Source organism: Amycolatopsis sp. NBC_00345 (assembly GCF_036116635.1).
In the GTDB taxonomy this organism is placed as follows: domain Bacteria; phylum Actinomycetota; class Actinomycetes; order Mycobacteriales; family Pseudonocardiaceae; genus Amycolatopsis.
This window is the reverse complement of record NZ_CP107995.1, coordinates 2870345-2889532: the sequence shown is the minus strand read 5'-3', so window position 1 is coordinate 2889532 and position 19188 is coordinate 2870345. Positions and strand designations below refer to the sequence as shown.

Here is a 19188-nt window from a genome sequence, read left to right as displayed (position 1 = left end):
GGTCACAACGAAGCGGGGGTGGCCCACGCCTTCTTGGCGGACTTCCACGTCGTGGAGTTGACCTCTTCCCACGCGCGTGCGCGCATCTCCTCCAGGACCGGCCCGGGGACCAGCGTGTTGGCCATCGTGGCGTTGTAGATGTTCATCTTGTCCGGGTCGAAGTCCGGGCTGATGTGGCCGCCCGCGATCGCCATGTCGAACAGCGGCGAGCCGGGCATCGGCACGACCAGGAAGAAGTTCGCCGCGTCCAGGCCGTAGGAGACGTGCTCACGGGCCAGGTCGATGGTCGTCTGGATCTCCTCCATCGTCTCGTCCGGGTAACCCATCATGTAGTTGCCGTACAGCTGGAACCCGTACTCCTTCATCGCGATGATCAGCCCGCGCAGGTCGGCCTTCTCCACGTTGAGCTTGTTGCTCGCGTACTTGCGCATGATGCGCAGGTTGCCCGTCTCGAACGGCATGTTGATCTGGGCGAAACCGGCCAGCGCCAGCGCTTCGAGCACCTCGTGGTCAGGTTTCCACCGCTTGAGCATGTGGATGATGTTGATGCCGTTGAGGTCGCACACGGTCACGCCGGCGCCGCGGATCTTCTCCAGCAGCCGCAGGCCGCGCTTCTTGTTGCCCAGCAGCGAATCGTCCTCGATGAACACGTCCGTCACGCCGAGGCCCTTGAGGGTCTCGATCTCGGCGAGCACCCGCTCGTCGGACTTCACCCGGAACGCCCCGATCGGGCCGGGGAGGCTGTCCTCCACCTCGCCGGCGATGTGGCAGTACGCGCAGTGGAACGGGCAGCCGAGCGAGGTCATCATCGTGCCGTAGCGCAGTTCGGCGCCGGGCTCGAACATCCCCGAGTGCGGCCGGGCCAGGGTCCAGTACCGCTGGTTGGGCAGCAGGTCCCAGGCCGGCATGGGCAGGGTGTCGAGGTCCTGCACGATGTCGCGCGAGCGGGCCGGGTTGACCCGGATGCGGTTGCCGTCGGGGAACGCGACGCCGTGGATGTCGGCGAAGCTCGGCCGCGCCGAACGCCGGACGGCCTCCACGATCTCGATGAGGGTGTGCTCGGCCTCCGACAGGCACACCACGTCGAACCCGGCGGCGAAGAACAGCGGCATCCGCGAGCGCGCGTTGACCCCGCCGGAAACCAGGATCTTCTCCGGGTAGGCCGCCTTGATCAGCCGGGCGCAGTGCAGGACCATCGACTCCTGGTCGGTGAAGATCGACGTGATGCCGACGATGTCGTGGTCGGCCACGACCTGGAGGATGCGCTCGTCGGTCACGCCGGTCCGCACCAGCCCGCTCGGGATCGCCACGGGGTTGGCGAAGATGGCGTCCAGGTCGTCCGGGCCGTCGCCCACACAGGCGTCGAAGATGGTCACGGGCACGCCGTGATGCCGCAGCGCCCCGCCCAGGTGTGGATAGGCGAGCGAGCCGTTCGGCTTGCACACGGTGCCGGGCAGGTTCTGGTTCGGCGGGTACAGCAGCAGCACGCTGACGTCGCGAAGCGTCATGGTGGAAAGCCCTCGTCTCCATCGGGTGAAAAGCGTCCGTGGCGCCTGATGTAGGTCTCGACCTCGTCGGCGGCGCCGGCCGCGCCGCCGGACGCCTGGACGTCCCGCTGCATGCGCAGGACCCGTTGCCGGACCACGGTGTCGGCGGCGAGGCGGTCCACGACGGCCCGGATGCCGGCCGGGTCGATCTGGTCGGCGGGCAGCTCGTAGCCCAGCCCCAGTTCGACGGTCCGGTGCGCGAACGGGGCCGCCTCGGTCGCGAAGTGGGGCATCAGGACCAGCGGCACGCCCAGGTCCATGGCCTCCATCGTGGCGCCGGTCGTGCCCTGGATCAGGCACACCGTGGCGTGCTCGAGGACGGCGTGGAACGGGATCCACGCGTGGGTCTCGACGTTGGGCGGCAACGGCCCCAGCGTCTCGGGGTCCAGGAACCGGCCGATCGCCATCACCACGTGCCACGGGCTGTCCGCGAACGCCTCCGCGCACGCCTTGAAGAACTCCGGGTGCTCGTTGAACGTGTTCCCCAGTGACACGAGCACAACCGGGACGCCGGGTCGCGGCGGCTGCCAGTGCGCGCCCTGCGACCGGCCGGTGAAGTTCGGCCCGGCGAAGAAGAACCGATGGTCGAACGTGTCCGGCGCGATCTGGTACGACCGGGGCAGGAAGATGATGTTGAGCTCCTCGATCTCCCGCCAGAACTCCTTCACCGGCGTGCTGATGCCGTACTCGGCGAGCAGGTCGACCAGTACCGTGTTCACCGCTTCGACCTCGGCCGGGTGACGGTGGCCGTGGCTGGCCCACAGCGCCTCGAACATCGAGTAGTGCTCGTTCTCGGCGAAGCCGCCGTTGAGGCGCACCGCGGGGCGGTCCCAGTGCTTGGCCAGCAGCCGTCCGGCCAGGAACGGCATGATGTCGTAGGCCACGAGGTCGGGCGGGTCGTCGCGCAGCGCCTCCTGGGCCGCGCGCAGGATCGCCACGTTCTCCCGGACGTACACCAGGTGCAGCTGCGTCTCGGCGTCGTCCTCGCCGACGACGTCGGGCACGTGGAAGTCGTCGAACTCCGACTTGTAGAGCACCGGCGTGGCACCCGCCGCGGTGACCTCCGGGGCGAAGGCCGGACCGGTCAGGTACGAGACGCGGTGCCCGCGCCGGGCGAGTTCCCCGACCAGGCCGAGTGACGGGTAGACGTGGCCGTGTCCCTGGACGTTGACGACGAGGATGTGCCGCGGGCTCATCGACATTCGGGCTGCGCTCCCTGGCTGTGGCGTTCGGCGTGGACTGTCTGCTGTGGACCGTCTGCTGTGGACTGAGTCCGCGGCTAGCCGCCGACGAGCGGTGGGATGACCTCCACGCGGCTGGTCGACGTGAGCCCGACGTCCTCGGCCGCGGTCATCCGGGGCACCTGTTCGTCGTCGAGGACGAACATGTGGTAGTTCAACAGCTTTCCGGCCGAGTCGTAGAGCCGGTAGCCGGCGTCGGGGTGCGAGTGCACGAACGCGTCCAGCAGTTCCCGCAGGGTGGTCGCCGGCAGCTCCAGGCGGGCCTTGCCCGAGGTCGCGTTGTGCCAGCTGCCGGGGACGATGAGCTGGGGCATGGGACATCCCTCCTCAGTAGTCTTGGACCTCAGTAGTCCTGGACGCAGCGGAACCCGGTGGCGAAGCAGGCCCACCCGGTGGGATCACCGTGCAGCCGTTCGCTGGTACGGGTCTGGAAGCGCAGGTTCATCCACGATCCGCCGCGGATGACCCGGAACCGGCCCATCACGCTCAGCAGGGTCGGGTCGCAGTCGGGGGACGGCGGGCCGTAGAGGCGGCTCGGCGACGCCGTCCACTCGTAGACGTTGCCCGCCATGTCGGCCACGCCGAACGGGCTGTCGCCGTGCGGGCTGAAGGTGCCGACCGGGGTGGTCAGCGGGATCGGGCCGCGGTCGTGGGTGCGGGCCTTCCACCACGTGCGCCAGTCCGGCAGGCCGTTGCCGGCGTTGCCCAGCCACAGTTCCGTGGTGTTGGCCCGCTCGCGCGACCACTGGTCGCCCCACGGCCACATCCGATACGCGCCGCCGCGGGCGGCCAGTTCCCACTCCGCCTCGGTCGGCAGCCGCTGGCCGGCCCAGGCGGCGTAGGCGTCGGCGTCCTCGACCGCGATGTGGACGACGGGGTGGTCCGGCGGCGGCGTGTAGCCGACGTCCTGGCCCGCGGGCCGCCGCCAGGACGCGCCGGGCGCCTGGTGCCAGTAGTCCGCGCCGTAGACGAGGCTCCAGCCGCGGCGCTCGGCGACCGTGCGGTAGCCGGTGGCCTCGGTGAAAGCGGTGTACCGGCCGACGGTGACGGGGTGGCGGTCCATCAGGAACGGGGCGACCTCCACGAGCGTCTGGGGGGTTTCGTCGCGGAACCACGGTGCGGGCAGCGACTGCTCCTGCTTCGCCAGCCAATCGATCACCCACTCCGGCGATCCGAGCCACAGCGCGGCGCCGCTGACCAGGACGGATCCGGCGGTCCCGACGTCGCTGAGCGTCGCCTCGTCATAGGTCGCCATCGCCGCCCCTATCCATAATAAGCATTAAGAACTGTATAGTGATTTGGCCGGAGATGGCAAGGTTGACCAGGACGGCCGTCGCTGCGACTATCGACTTATATAGTCTTTGATCGGGCGCTCAGGGCCCACGTTGGGAGCAAGCCGATGAAGGTCCTGTTCGTCTCGTCGCCCGGCCTCGGTCATCTGTTCCCGTTGGTCCCGCTGGCGTGGGCGTTCCGCGCGGACGGCCACGACGTGGTCATCGCCACGGCCGAGCACGCCGAACGCGCGGCCCGGTCCGGCCTCGAAGTGGTGGACATCGCGCCGCGCTTCAGCTCCGTCGCGGCCTTCGAACAGGTGGCCAAGGATCGTCCGGACTTCATCACGACCGTGGCCACCCGCCCGGCCGTCGACCTGGCCGACTGGGGAGTCCAGATCGCGGCGGTGAACCGGCCGCTGATCGACGGCCTGATCACCCTCACCGACGATTTCGGACCCGATCTGGTGGTCTACGAGCAGGGGGCGACGGCGGGCCTGTTCGCGGCCGCGCGGGCCGGAGTGCCTGCGGTGCAACGCAACCACGGCGCGTTCGCGACCGGCGGCATGCACGACGCCGTCGCCGCCTTCCTCGGCGACTTCTTCGACAAGTACGAGCTCGCCCGGCCGTTGCCGAAACCGGAGGTGATCATCGAGTCGTTCCCGCCGAGCATGATCCTCGACCGGGCGCCGGAGGGCTGGTTCATGCGGTGGGTCCCCTACGGCGGGGGAGAGGTGCACGGCGACCGCTGGCCCAGCCCGCGGCGTGGGGGCCGGCCCCGGGTCGCGGTGTCGATGGGCACCATCGAACTGCAGGCGTTCGGGCTCGGGGCCGTGGAGTCCATTGTGGCCGCGGCCGCCGACGTGGACGCCGAGTTCGTGCTGGCCCTCGGTGATCTCGACGTCGCCCCGCTGCGGCCGTTGCCGGCCAACGTGCGCGCGGTCGAGTGGACGGCGCTGCATCGGCTGCTGCGCCAGTGCACCGCGGTGGTGCACCACGGCAGCGGCGGGATGATCATGACCGCGACCGAGTCGTGTACGCCGCAACTGCTCGCGCCGGACGCCAGGGACATGTTCCAGCACTCCGGGCGCGACGCCGTCCGCAAGCTCGGCACCGGCCTGGTGAGCACGGCCGACGAGGTCAGCCCCCAGCTGCTGACCCGGCTGATCCAGGACGAGGGGCTGCGGCAGCGGATGTCCGTGGTGCGGGACGAGATCCAGGCACTGCCGTCCCCGGCGGAGACGGTGCGGCGGATCGTCGCCCAGCTCTAGGGACCCATGAGACCAGTCCGCGAAACGCGACCAAGGGGAAGGTTTTGATGATCCCGGTGTTCAAGGTGGCGATGGCGCCCGACGTCCCGGAACGCGTGGCCGAGGTCCTGCGCAGCGGCCGGCTGGAACACGGGCCCCGCGCGGACGCGTTCGAAGCCGAACTCGGGCGCCGGATCGGCAACCCTCGGGTCGCCACCGTCAACTGCGCGACCTCCGGTATGCACCTCGCCCTGCACCTGCTGGCGGGACGCGACCCGTACCGGCCCGACCCCGCCCCCGAACGCGACGAGGTGCTCACCACCCCGCTCACCTTCGAGGGGTCCAACTGGCCGATCCTGGGCAACGGCCTGCGGATCCGCTGGGTCGACACCGACCCGGCGACGCTGAACATCGACCTCGACGACCTGGAACGGCGGATCTCGCCCCGCACCCGCGCGATCGTCGTGGTGCACTGGCTCGGTTTTCCCCTTGACCTGCACCGGCTCGACCAGGTGCTCGACCGGGCCGAGCGCCGCCTCGGCTTCCGGCCGCCGGTCGTGGAGGACTGCGCCCAGGCGTGGGGGGCGACCTGCCACGGCCGTCCGCTGGGCAACCACGGCAACACCGCCGTCTACAGCTTCCAGACGATCAAGCTGCTGACCACCGGTGGTGGCGGCCTGATGGTCTTCCCGGACGACGAGTCGCACCGGCGGGCGCTGCGGACCCGCTGGTTCGGCATCGACCGCCACGACGACCGGACCGTGGGCGCGTACGACGTCGCCGAGTGGGGCTACCGGTTCCCGATGAACGAGGTCAACGCCGAGATCGGCCTGGCCAACCTGGACCTGGCCGGGGAGTTGCTGGTCCGCCAGCGCGCCAACGCCGACCGCTTCGACAAGGAACTCCAGGGCGTGCCCGGCCTGGAGCACACCGACCGCCCCGACGACCGGGAGCCCAGTTTCTGGGCGTACCCGGTGAAGGTCGACGACCGGCCGGGGTTCATGCGCCGGCTCGCCGAGGCCGGGATCATGACGACGATCGTCGCGCGGCGCAACGACGAGCACACCGCCGTCGCGGCCGCCCGCGAACCCTTGCCCGGTCTGGATTCCGTGGCCGAGCGCGTCTGCTACCTGCCCGTCGGCTGGTGGCTGACCGACGAGCAGCGCGGGCACATCGTCGACACCGTCCGCGCCGGATGGTGACCACGCACCGTCCATCCACGATCGGAGGACGACCCCATGCGCTTCCTTCCCGATGACCGCGACCCGTCCGTGCTTGTTGTCGGCGCGGGCTACGTCGGGCTGTGCCTGGCCGCGGTGTTCGCGCGGCGCGGCTTGAAAGTCGTGGCGTACGACGTCGATCGCGATCACGTCGAACGGCTGCGGGCCGGCCGGTGCACGATCGCCGAACCCGGGCTGGAGCAGCTGCTGCGCGAAGGGCTGGCGAGCGGGTGCCTGACCGTGTCGGCGGACCTGTCCGCGGCCGCGGCCGTCGACGTCGTCCTGCTCGCCCCGGGCACGCCGGTCGACGCCGACGGCCGCCTCGACTCGTCCCAGCTGGAGGCGGCCTGCCGCGACCTCGCCCCCCGGCTGCGCCCGGGCCAGCTCGTCGTGGTCAAGTCCACGGTGTCGCCCGGAACCACCCGTACCGTGGTCGCGCCCTTGCTGGCGGGCCACGGGTTGCGGCCTGGCATCGACCTCGGCCTCGCGCACTGCCCGGAGCGGCTCGCCGAGGGGCAGGCGCTCGAGCAGCTGCGGGAGCTCGCCGTCATCGTCGGCGGGATCGACGCGGAGTCCGCCGCCGCGGCGGCCGCGCTGTGGGAGCGTCACCTCGGGGTCCCGGTCCACCCGGTGGCCGATGCCGACGTGGCCGAGGCGGTCAAGCTCGCGAGCAACTGGTGGATCGACCACAACATCGCGATGGCCAACGAACTGGCGCTGTTCTGCGACGCGTTCGGCATCGACGTGCTGGACGTGGTGACCGCGGCCAACACGCTGCCCAAGGGCGCGGGCCGGCTGAACGTGCTGCTGCCCAGCGTCGGCGTGGGCGGCTCGTGCCTGACCAAGGACCCCGTGATGGCGGCGCGGGCGGCGGCCGACCGCGGGGTGGAGCTGCGCACGATCACGACCGGGCGGGCCGTCAACGACGCCATGCCCGGCCACGCGGCCCGCAGCCTGACCGACGAGCTGCGCAAGCTCGGCACGGACCCCGCCGGCGCGACGGTCGCCGTGCTGGGGCTGGCGTTCAAGAACGACGTCGGCGACCTGCGCGAGACCCCGGTCGTCCCGTTCGTGGAGGGACTGCGCCGGGCCGGCTGCACCGTCCGGCTGCACGACGGGCTGGCCGAGCCCGACCAGGTCCGCGCCCGGTTCGGGCAGGACCCGGAGCCGTCGATCGGCGCGGCGCTGGCCGGGGCCGACGCGGTCGCGGTCCTCGCCGCGCACCGGGAGTACCGCGAACTCACCCCTGGCGACCTGCGCGCCGCCACCCGGGCGGGCTGCCTCGTCTTCGACGGCCGCCGCTACTACACCCGCGACGAGATCACCGCACTGCACGACCATGACCTGCGCTACCGAGGGATCGGCCGGTGACATGACCCAGACACCCATTCCGCTCGGCCGACGCGGCCGCCACGTCCTGGTGACCGGCGGGCACGGCTTCATCGGCAGCCACCTGGTCGAAGCGCTCGCCGCGGCCGGGTGGCGGATCACCGTCCTGGACCCGGCCGACCCGCCCCCGGACCTCGCCGTCCCGGCCGGCGCCGTCCGCCATGTGCGCGCCGACGTGCGCGACGCCGGCCTCGTCCGCCGTGAGATCACCGCCGACACCAGCCTGATCGTGCACCTCTCGTCGCTGGTCGGGGTCGACCAGTACCTGTACGACCCGCTTGACGTCATCGACATCGCGGTCATGGGCACGCGCGCTGTCCTGGACGCCACGCGGGACGCGGGCGCGCGGCTGGTCCTGGCCAGCACGAGCGAGGTCTACGGCCGCAACCCGAACGTCCCGTGGGCCGAGGACTCCGACCGGGTCCTGGGCCCGACCACGGCCGACCGGTGGTCGTACTCCACCAGCAAGGCCACGGCCGAGCACATGACGTTCGCCCACGCCCGTCGCTACGGCACGCGCGTCACCGCGTTGCGTTACTTCAACGTCTACGGCCCGCGGCAACGGCCCGCCTACGTCGTGAGCAACACCGTGCACCGACTGCTTCGCGGTGACGCCCCGCTGCTCTACGACGGCGGTGAACAGACGCGTTGTTTCACCTACGTCCGCGACACCATCGCCGCCACTCTCGCCGTCGCGGCGTCACCGGAGACGGAGGGGATGGTCCTCAACGTCGGCAGTGAACGGGAAACCACCGTCGCGGAGATCGTCCGCGCGGTCGCGGCCGCCGTCGGGTCCACTGTGGAGCCTGTGCGGGTGAACACCGGCGCGGCGTTCGGGGCCGTGTACGAGGACATCCCGCGCCGGGTCCCGGACACGTCCCGGATCGCCGGGCTGCTCGGGTGGCGGGCGACCACGACGGTCGAGCAGGGCCTGGCGGAGACGGTCGCGTGGGCGCGTGCCAACGACTGGTGGACCGGCCAGAGCGCGGGTGAGCGGAACGAGCGCGGAGCCGCCCGATGATCGACGGGCTGGTTTTGCCCGACGCGGGTGTGCCCCGCCGGGGCGGGGTACTGCGGTACTTCGGGCCCGGCGGGATGGACCACATCGACCCGGCGTGCGCCAGTTACGCGTTCTCCCACCAGATCCTGAGACTGTTCACCCGGCAGCTGTTCACCTATCCGACCACCGCCGGCGACGACGCCCTCACGCCCGTGCCGGACCTGGCGGTGGCCGTGCCGGGACCGGGGCTGGTGCGCCGCGTCGAGCTGCGGCCCGGGGTGTACTGGGACACCGACCCGCCGCGTGAGGTCACCGCCGCCGACGTGGTCCGCGGCTTGAAGCGGCTGGCCTGCCCGGTGACGGGAACCGGCGCGCTGGGCTACTTCACCAGCACCGTGCGGGGGATGGCCGAGTTCGCCGACGGCTACCGGGCCGCGATCGAGCGGGATGGCGCCACCCCGTCGACCGCCGCCGCCTACCAGAACAGCCACGAGGTCAGCGGGCTGCGGGTGCTCGACGAGCGGCGGCTGGAGATCGAGCTGGTCCGGCCCGCGAACGACATCGTCAACATCCTCGCCACGCTCTACGCGTCACCCGCGCCCGTCGAGTACGACGCCGTTGTCCCCGGCGGGCCCGGGTTCGCCGACGTGGTCCGCTCCTGCGGCCCCTACCGGCTGACCGGGTACCGGCACGGCGAACACCTGGCGATGCGGCGCCATCCCGCGTGGAACCCGGCGGCCGACCCGCTGCGCGCGGCCTGGATCGACGGGATCGAGGTGCGGATGGCCCGGGTCGGTGACGACGTCGTGCGCGCCGAGGTGGAGAGCGGCCGGGCGGACCTGTCCTGGGGCGCGCCCGTGATCAGCCACGACCGCGTGTCCCCGGACATCGACCGGCACGTGGGGTACGCGCTCAACCCGTACCTCGTGTTCAACCTGCGCGGACCCCGGCCGGAGCTGCGGGACCCGGCGGTCCGGCGAGCCCTCGCCGTCGCCGTCGACCGGTCCGCGCTGGTCGGCGTGCTGGATCGGATGGACCTCGGCACGGTCACCGAGACCGCGTACGGCGTCATCCCGCCCGGCAACGTCGGCCACCGGCCCGCACGCGCCACGGCCGGCCAAGGTGACCCGGATCGGGCCCGGGCGCTGCTGAAAGCCTTGGGCCACAACGGGATACGGCTGCGGGTGCTCTACCGGATGGAAACACCGCACGACGACCTCGCGCACAGCTACGCCGGCGACCTCCGCGCGGCCGGTGCGGAGGTCGAGATGATCCGGATCGAGCACGCCGACGAGTACTACCGGATCCTCCAGGACCCGGCCCGGTCCCTCGCCGGCGACTGGGACGTCACGGCCCCGTCCTGGACCCCTGACTGGTTCGGCAACAACGGCCGCACGTGTGTGCAGCCGCTGTTCGAGTCCCCGTCCGGGGCCGGCAGCTGCAATTACGGCGGGTACAGCGATCCCGCCGTGGACAAGATGATCGCCGAGGCCCTCTCGGAGCCGGACCCGGCCCGGTCGGGCGAGCTGTGGCACGCCGTCGACCGGACCGTGTGCGACGCGGCCGTGGTGGTGCCGCTGCTGGTCTGCGAGCCCACGATCCTGCACGTCACGAGCCCACGCGTGCGCAACGCCATCCCGATGCCGCACGTCGACCGGTGGTACGACGCGGCCAACCTGTGGCTGGCCGGCTGAGCGGTCACCCAGTCACCCGGTCACACCGGGAGCGCCAGGTTCGCCGGGTCGGCGGCCAGGCCGAGCGAGTACAGGGGCGTGACCGGGCCCATCCCCGGCAGCGCCCGCGCGGCCGACGGCGGGCCGTGCAGCAGGGGGATCACCGCCGCCCGTTCCAGCGCCTCGCGCTCCACCGCCGCCCACGCGGCCCGGGTGGCGTTCGGATCGGAGTCGGCCCGCAGCGCCTGTTCGATCAGCACGTCGAAGACCGGCCTGTCGACGCTGCGGGTGAGCAGCGGTTGCAGGTAGGCGCGGTAGTTGTGGTGTCGCCACCGGGCGGCCCAGGACGTCAGCACGAGGTCGGGCTCGAGGTCGCTGCGGCCGTACAGCAGTTCGGCGTGCTGCGCCGCGGTCACCTCGCGAACCGTGACCTGGAAACCGGCACGCGAGAGACAGCCGGCCACCGCCTCCGCCACGACGGCGTCATTCAGGTGCACCAGGACGAGATCCCCGGCGGTCACGTCGGCCGGCCGGAAGCCCGGGCGGGCCGGGGCGGGACCGGCGCTGTTGCCAGGGGGGATCACCCGGGTCGCGGCGCGGGCACCGGGCAGGTGCGCGGCGACCACCTCGGGGTCGACGGCCGAGGCGACCAGGCGACGACGGGCCGGGTCGGCGAGAGGGCGGCCCGGGGCGGCGTTGGGCAGCAGACAGGCGCGCAGGACCTCGGGGACGTCCGCCTCGGGTCGCAGGTCCGGGGCCGGGGCGTCGGTTCGCAGGGTCACGGTGCCGAAAACGCGCTGGCGCAAGGGATCCGTGGCGGGATCCCAGACGGGGTTGGGCTCCAGGCGTATCCCGCCGTCCGGGGCCACCTCGGCGATCCGGTACGGACCGGTCGCGCGGGCGTGCCGCAGGAAGTCGGCGGTGCCGGGCACGAAGTCGTCGTACTCGACGGGCGCGGGCGCGACGCACGGCAGGGCGAGGACGTCGACGGCGTCCTGGGCCGGCTGTTCCAGCTCGACCACCAGGCTCTCCGCGTCGAGGGCGAACACACCCGGGATCGAGTCCGCCGCTTGGAAGGCCCAGTGCCATTCCACGTCGTGCTCATGGCCCGCGACGGCTTCGGCGTAGCGCTCCGCGTACGCCCGCATCCCCCGGACCAGCGACAACAGCGACTCGATCCCGGCGGGCCGCGCGGTCGGAGCGCACACGCGGGTGAAGCCGCGCACGACGTCGTGCGCGGTCACCGGCCGTGGAGGTGTGGTGTCCCAACGGACTCCCTGGCGCAGATGGACCACATAGGACCGCAGGCTCGCGCCGAGACCCGCGTTGTACGTGGACGGCACCATCGCGGCCAGATCCCCGACCGGCTCGACCGCCTGCCAGTCCCGCAGGCCGGGCCCGGCCCGGTAGCCGAACAACGTCCTGGTGGTCAGCCGGTGGACCAGCTCCGCCGCCGGCCGGGCCCGGGCCGGATCGAGGTCGCCGGGCGCGAGCGGCGCGGGCAGTCGCAGGTCCGCGGTCATGACATCTCCCGTCCCAGGTCGCGCATGATCGCCACGGCGCGGTCGATCTCGCCGTGGTCGTTGAACAGGTGCGTGCAGACCCGGGCCGCGTAGTGCTGGTGGGGCGAGGAGGGAACGTCGAACTCGGTCCACCGGACCCAGATCCGGTGCTCGTGCTCGAGCCGGTCGACGAACGCCATGAACTTCTTGACGTTCCAGGCGTCCTCCGGCCGTCGGAACGGGTGGAACGCGATCAGCGGCGACCGCAGCCGCTGGTCGGCGCCCGGGGAGTGGATGTTGTCGCGGCCGAAGGCTTCGACCAGCGCGGCCCGCGCGTGCTCGGCCAGGTCGAAGATCCGCCGCTCGATCCGGGCCCGGCCGATCTCGTCCCACAGCTCGGCCGCGGCGGCCAGCGCGGCGCCGCGGGCGATGCTGGCGCTGCCCGCGCTCTGCAGGTAGTCGGCGATGTTGCAGCTGGCGACGGACGTGGTGGTGCGGGGCGGCGGCTCGCCCGCCATCGGGTACCAGGTCGAGATGATCGGCCAGATCGTCGGCAGCGGCAGCGGGTTGTGCTCGGGGAAGATCTTGTTGCGGACGTACAGGATCCCGGTCCCGAGTGGACCGCACTGGAACTTCGACCCCGAGCAGGAGATGAAGTCGGCGCCGTACGCCCGGAAGTCGCAGTCGAGCATGCCGGGCAGCAGCGCGCCGTCGACCACCGTGGTCAGGCCGTGCCGTTGCGCCAGTTCGCACAACGCGCGGATCGGCATCAGCGTCCCGGTGAACAGGGTGATCCCGGAGAACGCGAGCACCTTGGTACGCGGGGTGATCGCCCGTTCGAACAGCTCGACGATCTCCTCGGCCCGCACGTCCCACCCGGACGGCGGCGTGATCGTCTTCAGGGTGATCCCGTGCCGGTTGCGGACGAGGTTGAAGTTGGACAGCACCGAGTAGCACTCGTGGCTGGTGGCGATCACCTCGTCGCCGGCCCGCAGGTCCAGCCCGTTGATCACCCGGGAGACACCCTCGGTGGCGTTGTGGCAGATGACGATCTCGTCCTGGTCGACGCCAAGGCCGCGGGCCAGGGTCTCGCGGTGGCCGGTGTACATCCCCGGCGGGTAGACGTTCATCAGCCCGCCGGTCCACTCCCGGGTCACCCGGTCGTTGACCTCCAGCACCTCGTGCGGCAGGGCGCCGACGGTGCCGGTGTTGAGGTGGGTCACCGCCCGGTCGAGGGCGAACAGCTCGCGGATGGTGTCCCACGAGGCGTCGTGCAGGCGGCGCTCGCCCCGCAGCGGTCGGGTCGCGGTGGAGGTCACTGGGCTCCTTCGGACGGTGAGTGGAGGACCGAGAGCAGGGTGAGCAGCAGGCTGCGGGCCTCGATGTTGACCTGGCAGCTGGTCACCATCAGCTCCGCCAGCTGGTGGGCGGTGATCCAGAGGTATCCGGGCGGGGGATCCAGGGGCGCCGCCGGGTCCTGCCCGACCACGAGGTGCCGGGTGGTGGCGTGGTGGAACCGGCCGCCCTCCTCGGACTGCCGGGACTCGTGCAGCACGCGCTCGGGCGGGGTGGCCAGCACCGCGTCCAGGAACTCCGGCCGGCCGGGTGTGCCGGGCGGGAAGTTCGACGGCGTGCACTGCACGGTCGGCCCGAGCTCCACCCCGTCCTGGTAGCCGAGGCGCACGTCCGCCTTCACCAGCAGGTGCAGGGTGTCGCCGATCCGGCGGGTCACCAACGCGACCAGCCCGACCCCGCACGGTTCCAGCAGTGGCTGGGACCACGCGGTCACCTCGCGGCTGTCCGCGTCGACGTCGACGCCGATGATCCGGAACCAGCGACCGCTCGGGTGTGCGATCCGCGCTTCGTCCTGGACCCAGCCGTCCGCGGCGGTGGCGGTGAGCGGGATGCGTTCCACGGACAGGGCTCGCTGCTCGCGCGATTCCCGGAGCCAGCGGTGGACCTCGGCGGTGTCGTGCCGTGGTTCCTGGCCGTGCATGCCGAGCGACCGGGCCGGCGTGGGCGCCGAGTCGTCCATGGGCAGTGGCAGGCAGGACAGCACGGTCCGGGTGTCCATGTTGACCACGTCGGGGTAGCGCAGCAGGTAGAGGATCTCGGCGAGGGTGAGCCAGCGGTAGTCCTCGTGCTCCTCGACCGGCTCGTCCACCTCGACCACGACGTTGCGGTTGCGCTTGCCGCGGAACCACGAGCCCTGCTCGGACTGCAGGATGTCGACCAGCGGCCGCCCGGGGTGGCCGCCGAGGAAGTACTCGACGTACCGGGAGGTGGTGCCCTGGTGCGCCCGGGAGTAGTTGCTCGGGGTGGACTGGACGGTGGGGGACAGCTGGACCAGGCCGATGTTGCCGGGCTCCATCTTGGCCTGCATGAGGAAGTGCAGCACGCCGTTGATCTCGAGGGCCAGGATGCCCAGCACGGCCACGTCGTCCTGGCGGATGATCGGCTGACGCCAGCGGCCCGTGCCGTCCGGGGTGGTGACCTGTGCTCCTTCGACGGTGAAGAACCGGCCGCTGCGGTGCACCAGGTCGCCGTCCCCGGGGCGGAACGACCACCCGTCGAGCCGCGAGAACGGCACGGGCGTCACCCGGAAGCTGCCCCGGCGCCGGCGCTCGCGCAGCCACGTCATCGCGGCGCGGGCCCCGCCGGTGGGGGCGGCGGCCGACACGGCGAGCCGGGCCGCCACGCCGGGCCGGTGCAGCTCGACGCTCATGCCACAGCCTCCACAATGGACATCACCGACGGGGTCGGGATCTCCCGGGTGACCCGCAGGCCCGCGGCTTCGAACAGCGGCCGCAGTTGAGTGGCGGTCCGTTCCTGCCCGGTGAACGCGCCGAGCATCATCAGGTCCATCAGGTGGCTCTGGTGCTCGCGGCCGTCCTCGGGGACGATCGCGTCGACCACCAGCACCCGGCCGCCCGGCTCCAGCGCCCGGCGGCAGTTGCCGAGGATGCGCGTGGAGTCCTCGTCGTCCCAGTTGTGCAGGATCCGCTTGAGCACCAGCACGTCACCGCGGGGGATCTCGGCGAAGAAGTCGCCGCCGACGGCCTTCCAGCGGCCGTCTTGGCCGGCGTCGTCCAGCCTGCGGGTGTCCAGCGCGTCCGGCCGGTCGAACAGCACACCCTCCAGGCCCGGCCGGGCCCGCAACGCGTCGAGCAGCAGGCTTCCGTTGCGGCCGCCCACATCCACGACCGTGCCGGTGGCCGGCAGGTCGGCGGCGGCGGCGATGAGGGCGTTCTCCGCGTCGGAGACGGTGGCCATCCCCTCGTAGAACAGCTCGTCGGTCTCGGGGTGGGCGGTGAAGTAGTCGCCGATCGGCTGGCCGAAGTACCGGGCGAAGGCCGGCTCGGGGTCGGTCAGGCTGGTCTCCAGCCGGTGGCAGGTGGTCCAGAAGAGCGGGTCGGTGAACATCAGGACCCCCGGGCGGGCCGGCGACCCGGAGTTCTCGCGCAGCGCCCGGCCCAGTGGCCCGAGGGTGTACTGGTCACCGTCGTGGCGGCGCACGACCCCACGGGTGGCGAGGAAGCGCAGGAGCCGGGCCAGACCGTCCGGGCGGGCCCCGGTCGCCTCGGCCAGTGCGGGGACGGACGCGGGGACGTTGTCATCGAGGTGGCTGGCCACGTCCAGCCGGGCGAACGCGCGCAGCGCCGCCGACTTGACGAAGGCCATGGCTTCGTCGAAGAGGGCGAGAGCGGACTCGTGGTCTGTCATGGCTCACCTCAAGTTCGAAAAAGTATCTGATAGTGACTTTAGGGGCTTGGTGGGTGGTACTCAAGGTGATCGCCACGATTGACCTGGAATCTAACTTTAGTAACACTTATCGATCCGAGCATGAAGGAGAGGTGTGGAACCGTGCCCATGCCCATGACCAACCCCGGTGTGTCCGTGATCCGGTCGCTGCCCGCGCCCGGCGCCTACCTCTGCGGTCTCACCTGGGACGGGCGGTCCCTGTGGCACTCCGACCAGCAGGCCGGCGAGGTGTACGAGCTGGACCCGGACACCGGCGCCGTGCTGCGCACAATTCCGTGCCCCGGCGCGCGGGCCGACCTGACTGTCCACGATGGACAGCTGTGGCAGATCGGGGAGCGGCCCAAACGGTTCCTCGTACTCGACCCCGGCACCGGGGAGACGGTGGAACGGCGGGCCGTCCGGCCGTCCAGCGGACGGATCTGCGGGGCCGAGGCCCGGCCCGAGGGGGTGTGGGTCTGCCTGCGGCAGCCGCCGGTGGTCCAGCTCCGGTCGACCGGGACCGTGGAGGTCCTCCGCGAGTTCCCGGTGGCGGGCAACCCGTCCGGGCTCACCGAGGCCGACGGGGTCGTGTACTACACGGACTTCGAGGACGTCGTGATCCGTGGCTACGACGTCGCGACCGAGGAGCAGGTGTTCGCCCAGCCCGCGACCGGCAGCCCCACCGGCCTCACCTACGACGGCCGGTACCTGTGGTACTGCGACTTCCCGGGCCGCGCGCTGCGGGCGATCGCCCCGCTGGATCGAGGAGGGCGGCGGTGAGGCCGCTGGTGCTGCTGGTCGGGATCGTGTTCGAGGGCTACCGGAGCTATCTGCTCGACAGCGTGGGCTCGGTCGCCGACGTGTGGCTGCTCGCCGAGGCCGAGCCGGCCCCCTCGGTGGCCGAGAAACTGGTGGGGCACACCGTGGTGAACGTCTTCGACGTCCCGGCGCTGGTCTCCGCCGCCAAGGAGGTCGCCGCGGGGCGACCGGTGTCCGGGGTGCTGTCGTGGGACGAGCTGAAGATGTCCGGCACCGCCCACATCGCCCAAGCGCTGGGGCTGCCGGGGGTGGGGCCGGACGTCGTGGACCGCTGCCGCGACAAGCACCGCACCCGCGCGCTCCTCGCCGTCTCGGGGGTGCCCCAGCCCGCGTCCGAAGTGGTCTCCACCGCCGAGGAGGCGGCCGCGGCGGCGGACCGGATCGGGTACCCGGTGGTGCTCAAGCCGCGGGACCTGGGCGCGAGCATGGGCGTCATCCGGGTCGACGCGCCCGGGGACCTCGCGGCCGGCTACGCCCACGCCCGGGCCGCCGAGGTCGGCCCGGTCCCGTACCGGCCGGACGGCGTCCTGGTCGAGGAGTACGTCGACGGCCCCGAGGTCAGCGTCGACTCCTGGGTACTGGCCGGCCGGACCCACCCGGTGATCACGGCCCGCAAGACAACCGGGTACCCGCCCTACTTCGAGGAGACCGGGCACGTGGTCGACGGCCGCGCGCGCCCGGACCCCGACCTGCACCGCGTGGTGGCCGCCGCGCACGAGGCACTGGGCTTCGACCACGGGATGACGCACGTCGAACTGCGCCTGGCCCGCGACGGGTGGCGGGTCATCGAGGTCAACTGCCGGCTCGGCGGGGACCTCATCCCCATGCTCGGCCGCGCCGCGACCGGGGTGGACGCCGGTGCCGTCGCGACCCAGCTGGCCTGTGGCCTCCCACCGGATCCGCGACCCGACCGCGCGCTGGCCGCGGCCGTCCGGTTCCTGTACCCGCCCGCCGTGTGCGAAGTGGACGGGGTCGAGATCACCACCGCCGCGCTGCCCGCCGAGGTCGGCTTCGCGGTCGGGCTCGTGCGACCCGGCACCACGATCTCGCCGCCCCCGGCGGGGCACGTGTGGGGCCGGTACGCCGCTTTGGTCGCCGTCGCGGGCACGCCCGAGGACTGCGCCGCCGCGCTGGACGCGGCCCAGCCCGCTGTCGTGCTGCGCGCCCGGCCGGGCGATCCGGCCTAGGCTCTTGTGGATTGCTATATAAAATCGTAGTCTTGTTCGGCAGGACACATCGGCACCCTCGGGGTTCGAAGGTTGTCCTATATCCCACCCGACTCCGCTGGAGGTCAGCACGTGAGCAGGGAAACCTACGAATCGTTGGGCTTGGCGCCCAAACCGATCCGTCCGCACATTCTCGCCGCCGCCACCGTCGTCTTCGGAGATGACTACTACAACGGCAAGCGAGAGACGATCAACCTGTCCGGCTTCGTTCAGATGAACAAGTGGCCGATGCCGGGCTTCGAGCACCATGTCGACGCGGACGGGCACGCCCACTTCGACACCGAGCTGATCAGCGCGCCCGAGGTCGGCATCAAGGGCTACAGCTACGAGCTGAACGACCGGATCCAGATCCTGTCCAACCCGAAGCTGCCGAACACCGGGCACGTCAAGCAGATCGCGCCGGGCCGGAACTTCCCGGCCGAGTTCCACATCCGCCGCTTCGGCATCCTGGAGACCAGCACCATGCGGCTGGTCCACCGCAACGTCATCCCCATCTACGGCATCGTGGACAACGTCCCGCCGTTCAAGAAGCCGTTGAGCAGCCCGTACCTGGGCTACCCGCGGGGTGACCACCACCAGGAGCTCGTGCAGGCGCCGAACGTGGTGCGCGGCACGACCCTGCCCGAGGCGTGGTACCCGTCCGACGACGAGAACAACGCGATCGGCATCACGCCGACGGTGTTCTTCGCCGCCGCGCCGGCCGCCTGCATGTCGATGCTGACCGACCCGTCGATGATCATGCAGATCTCGATGGAAGGCCAGCTGACCCTGGAGGTCGACGGTCGCACCGTGAAGGTCGACCTCGCCGGCGACCACTCCCTCGCCGGGGGTGCGGAGATCCTGCTGTTCGGCCCGGAGAAGCACGACGAGGGTGCGGGCGTGCTGGCTCAGCTGGCCCGCGTCGCGATGGTCGGCGAGTGCGCCGAACTCGGTGGCCGGGTCATGCTGCGCGCCAGCTGGGCCCGTCCGTCCGGCGGCTCGCTGGGCGAGGGCACCGAGGACAGCCTCAGCCGGGTGCGGTTCCCGAGTGACCTGCACCTGGACGCGCAGTTCGAGATCGTCACGCCGCACGGCACGCTGTACGCCGCCAACACGGTGCACGTGACCGGCCGGCTCAACGACCTCGACCCGCTGGGCACCGACCTGGCCCTGGAGGGCCCGGACGCCGCCCTGGTGACCGAGGACAACACGGTCAAGGCCCGGCTCACCGGGGCCAAGCTCGTGATGCGGGAGTCGATCGTCGGCGAGCACGCCGCGGTCAACGTCTGAGCGGTCAACGTCTCAGTCACCCCACCCGGGACACCTGCCA

General features: G+C 71.6%; 16 protein-coding genes. 8 read left to right on the top strand and 8 right to left on the bottom strand.

Annotated elements, in window-relative coordinates; all coding sequences use genetic code 11:
- Positions 1-2 precede the first annotated feature (2 nt).
- From OG943_RS12850 to OG943_RS12835, 4 genes are all read right to left on the bottom strand, one after another.
- Positions 3-1508: a B12-binding domain-containing radical SAM protein gene (locus tag OG943_RS12850; RefSeq protein WP_328609968.1), complete on the bottom strand. Its 1506-nt coding sequence runs from the start codon at positions 1506-1508 to the stop codon at positions 3-5.
- A complete protein-coding gene (locus OG943_RS12845; RefSeq protein ID WP_328609967.1) occupies positions 1505-2749 on the bottom strand; it encodes a macrolide family glycosyltransferase in 1245 nt (414 codons plus the stop codon). The genes OG943_RS12850 and OG943_RS12845 overlap by 4 nt, the downstream gene beginning before the upstream one ends.
- A 77-nt stretch (positions 2750-2826) precedes the next feature.
- Complete coding sequence (locus OG943_RS12840) at positions 2827-3102, bottom strand: MoaD/ThiS family protein (protein ID WP_328609966.1); 276 nt, start codon at positions 3100-3102, stop codon at positions 2827-2829.
- A gap of 29 nt (positions 3103-3131) precedes the next feature.
- The gene (locus tag OG943_RS12835; protein ID WP_328609965.1) at positions 3132-4043 is read right to left on the bottom strand and encodes an SUMF1/EgtB/PvdO family nonheme iron enzyme; all 912 of its coding nucleotides are present in this window, start codon (positions 4041-4043) and stop codon (positions 3132-3134) included.
- A 144-nt stretch (positions 4044-4187) separates the two neighbouring features.
- Here OG943_RS12835 and OG943_RS12830 point away from each other — a divergent pair, with 144 nt between their 5' ends.
- Genes OG943_RS12830 through OG943_RS12810 form a run of 5 tightly spaced genes read left to right on the top strand, consistent with a single transcriptional unit; the run spans position 4188 to position 10612 of the window.
- A complete protein-coding gene (locus OG943_RS12830; protein ID WP_328609964.1) occupies positions 4188-5330 on the top strand; it encodes a glycosyltransferase in 1143 nt (380 codons plus the stop codon).
- A 47-nt stretch (positions 5331-5377) separates the two neighbouring features.
- The gene (locus OG943_RS12825; protein WP_328609963.1) at positions 5378-6511 is read left to right on the top strand and encodes a DegT/DnrJ/EryC1/StrS family aminotransferase; all 1134 of its coding nucleotides are present in this window, start codon (positions 5378-5380) and stop codon (positions 6509-6511) included.
- Positions 6512-6547: 36 nt separating this feature from the next.
- Entirely contained in the window at positions 6548-7900 is a 1353-nt protein-coding gene (locus OG943_RS12820) for a nucleotide sugar dehydrogenase (RefSeq protein ID WP_328609962.1), read from the top strand.
- 1 nt (position 7901) lies between these two features.
- A complete protein-coding gene (locus OG943_RS12815; protein WP_328609961.1) occupies positions 7902-8939 on the top strand; it encodes an NAD-dependent epimerase/dehydratase family protein in 1038 nt (345 codons plus the stop codon).
- Positions 8936-10612, top strand: a complete 1677-nt coding sequence (locus tag OG943_RS12810; protein WP_328609960.1) for an ABC transporter substrate-binding protein — start codon at positions 8936-8938, stop codon at positions 10610-10612. The genes OG943_RS12815 and OG943_RS12810 overlap by 4 nt, the downstream gene beginning before the upstream one ends.
- A gap of 20 nt (positions 10613-10632) precedes the next feature.
- On the opposite strand, the gene OG943_RS12805 is transcribed toward OG943_RS12810, so the two are convergent.
- Genes OG943_RS12805 through OG943_RS12790 form a run of 4 tightly spaced genes read right to left on the bottom strand, consistent with a single transcriptional unit; the run spans position 10633 to position 15816 of the window.
- The gene (locus OG943_RS12805) at positions 10633-12114 is read right to left on the bottom strand and encodes an ABC transporter substrate-binding protein (RefSeq protein ID WP_328609959.1); all 1482 of its coding nucleotides are present in this window, start codon (positions 12112-12114) and stop codon (positions 10633-10635) included.
- Positions 12111-13412: an aminotransferase class V-fold PLP-dependent enzyme gene (locus tag OG943_RS12800; RefSeq protein ID WP_328609958.1), complete on the bottom strand. Its 1302-nt coding sequence runs from the start codon at positions 13410-13412 to the stop codon at positions 12111-12113. The genes OG943_RS12805 and OG943_RS12800 overlap by 4 nt, the downstream gene beginning before the upstream one ends.
- Positions 13409-14818, bottom strand: a complete 1410-nt coding sequence (locus tag OG943_RS12795; protein ID WP_328609957.1) for an NDP-hexose 2,3-dehydratase family protein — start codon at positions 14816-14818, stop codon at positions 13409-13411. Before OG943_RS12795 ends, OG943_RS12800 begins: the two co-directional genes overlap by 4 nt.
- Entirely contained in the window at positions 14815-15816 is a 1002-nt protein-coding gene (locus OG943_RS12790) for a methyltransferase (RefSeq protein WP_328609956.1), read from the bottom strand. The genes OG943_RS12795 and OG943_RS12790 overlap by 4 nt, the downstream gene beginning before the upstream one ends.
- 147 nt (positions 15817-15963) lie before the next feature.
- Here OG943_RS12790 and OG943_RS12785 point away from each other — a divergent pair, with 147 nt between their 5' ends.
- The 3 genes from OG943_RS12785 (at position 15964) to OG943_RS12775 (ending at position 19148) form a co-directional block, all read left to right on the top strand.
- Positions 15964-16614, top strand: coding sequence for a hypothetical protein (locus OG943_RS12785; RefSeq protein ID WP_328612059.1), 651 nt, complete (start codon positions 15964-15966; stop codon positions 16612-16614).
- A complete protein-coding gene (locus OG943_RS12780; RefSeq protein WP_328609955.1) occupies positions 16611-17840 on the top strand; it encodes an ATP-grasp domain-containing protein in 1230 nt (409 codons plus the stop codon). The genes OG943_RS12785 and OG943_RS12780 overlap by 4 nt, the downstream gene beginning before the upstream one ends.
- 111 nt (positions 17841-17951) lie before the next feature.
- Positions 17952-19148: a DUF6004 family protein gene (locus OG943_RS12775; RefSeq protein ID WP_328609954.1), complete on the top strand. Its 1197-nt coding sequence runs from the start codon at positions 17952-17954 to the stop codon at positions 19146-19148.
- The last annotated feature ends 40 nt before the right edge of the window (positions 19149-19188 follow it).

What these genes read in the sequence shown, in the direction of transcription:
- OG943_RS12850 (WP_328609968.1), bottom strand. Translation starts at nt 1,508, where the DNA reads ATGACGCTTCGCGACGTCAGCGTGCTGCTGCTGTACCCGCCGAACCAG.
- OG943_RS12845 (WP_328609967.1), bottom strand. Translation starts at nt 2,749, where the DNA reads ATGTCGATGAGCCCGCGGCACATCCTCGTCGTCAACGTCCAGGGACAC.
- OG943_RS12840 (WP_328609966.1), bottom strand. Translation starts at nt 3,102, where the DNA reads ATGCCCCAGCTCATCGTCCCCGGCAGCTGGCACAACGCGACCTCGGGC.
- OG943_RS12835 (WP_328609965.1), bottom strand. Translation starts at nt 4,043, where the DNA reads ATGGCGACCTATGACGAGGCGACGCTCAGCGACGTCGGGACCGCCGGA.
- OG943_RS12830 (WP_328609964.1), top strand. Translation starts at nt 4,188, where the DNA reads ATGAAGGTCCTGTTCGTCTCGTCGCCCGGCCTCGGTCATCTGTTCCCG.
- OG943_RS12825 (WP_328609963.1), top strand. Translation starts at nt 5,378, where the DNA reads ATGATCCCGGTGTTCAAGGTGGCGATGGCGCCCGACGTCCCGGAACGC.
- OG943_RS12820 (WP_328609962.1), top strand. Translation starts at nt 6,548, where the DNA reads ATGCGCTTCCTTCCCGATGACCGCGACCCGTCCGTGCTTGTTGTCGGC.
- OG943_RS12815 (WP_328609961.1), top strand. Translation starts at nt 7,902, where the DNA reads ATGACCCAGACACCCATTCCGCTCGGCCGACGCGGCCGCCACGTCCTG.
- OG943_RS12810 (WP_328609960.1), top strand. Translation starts at nt 8,936, where the DNA reads ATGATCGACGGGCTGGTTTTGCCCGACGCGGGTGTGCCCCGCCGGGGC.
- OG943_RS12805 (WP_328609959.1), bottom strand. Translation starts at nt 12,114, where the DNA reads ATGACCGCGGACCTGCGACTGCCCGCGCCGCTCGCGCCCGGCGACCTC.
- OG943_RS12795 (WP_328609957.1), bottom strand. Translation starts at nt 14,818, where the DNA reads ATGAGCGTCGAGCTGCACCGGCCCGGCGTGGCGGCCCGGCTCGCCGTG.
- OG943_RS12790 (WP_328609956.1), bottom strand. Translation starts at nt 15,816, where the DNA reads ATGACAGACCACGAGTCCGCTCTCGCCCTCTTCGACGAAGCCATGGCC.
- OG943_RS12785 (WP_328612059.1), top strand. Translation starts at nt 15,964, where the DNA reads ATGCCCATGACCAACCCCGGTGTGTCCGTGATCCGGTCGCTGCCCGCG.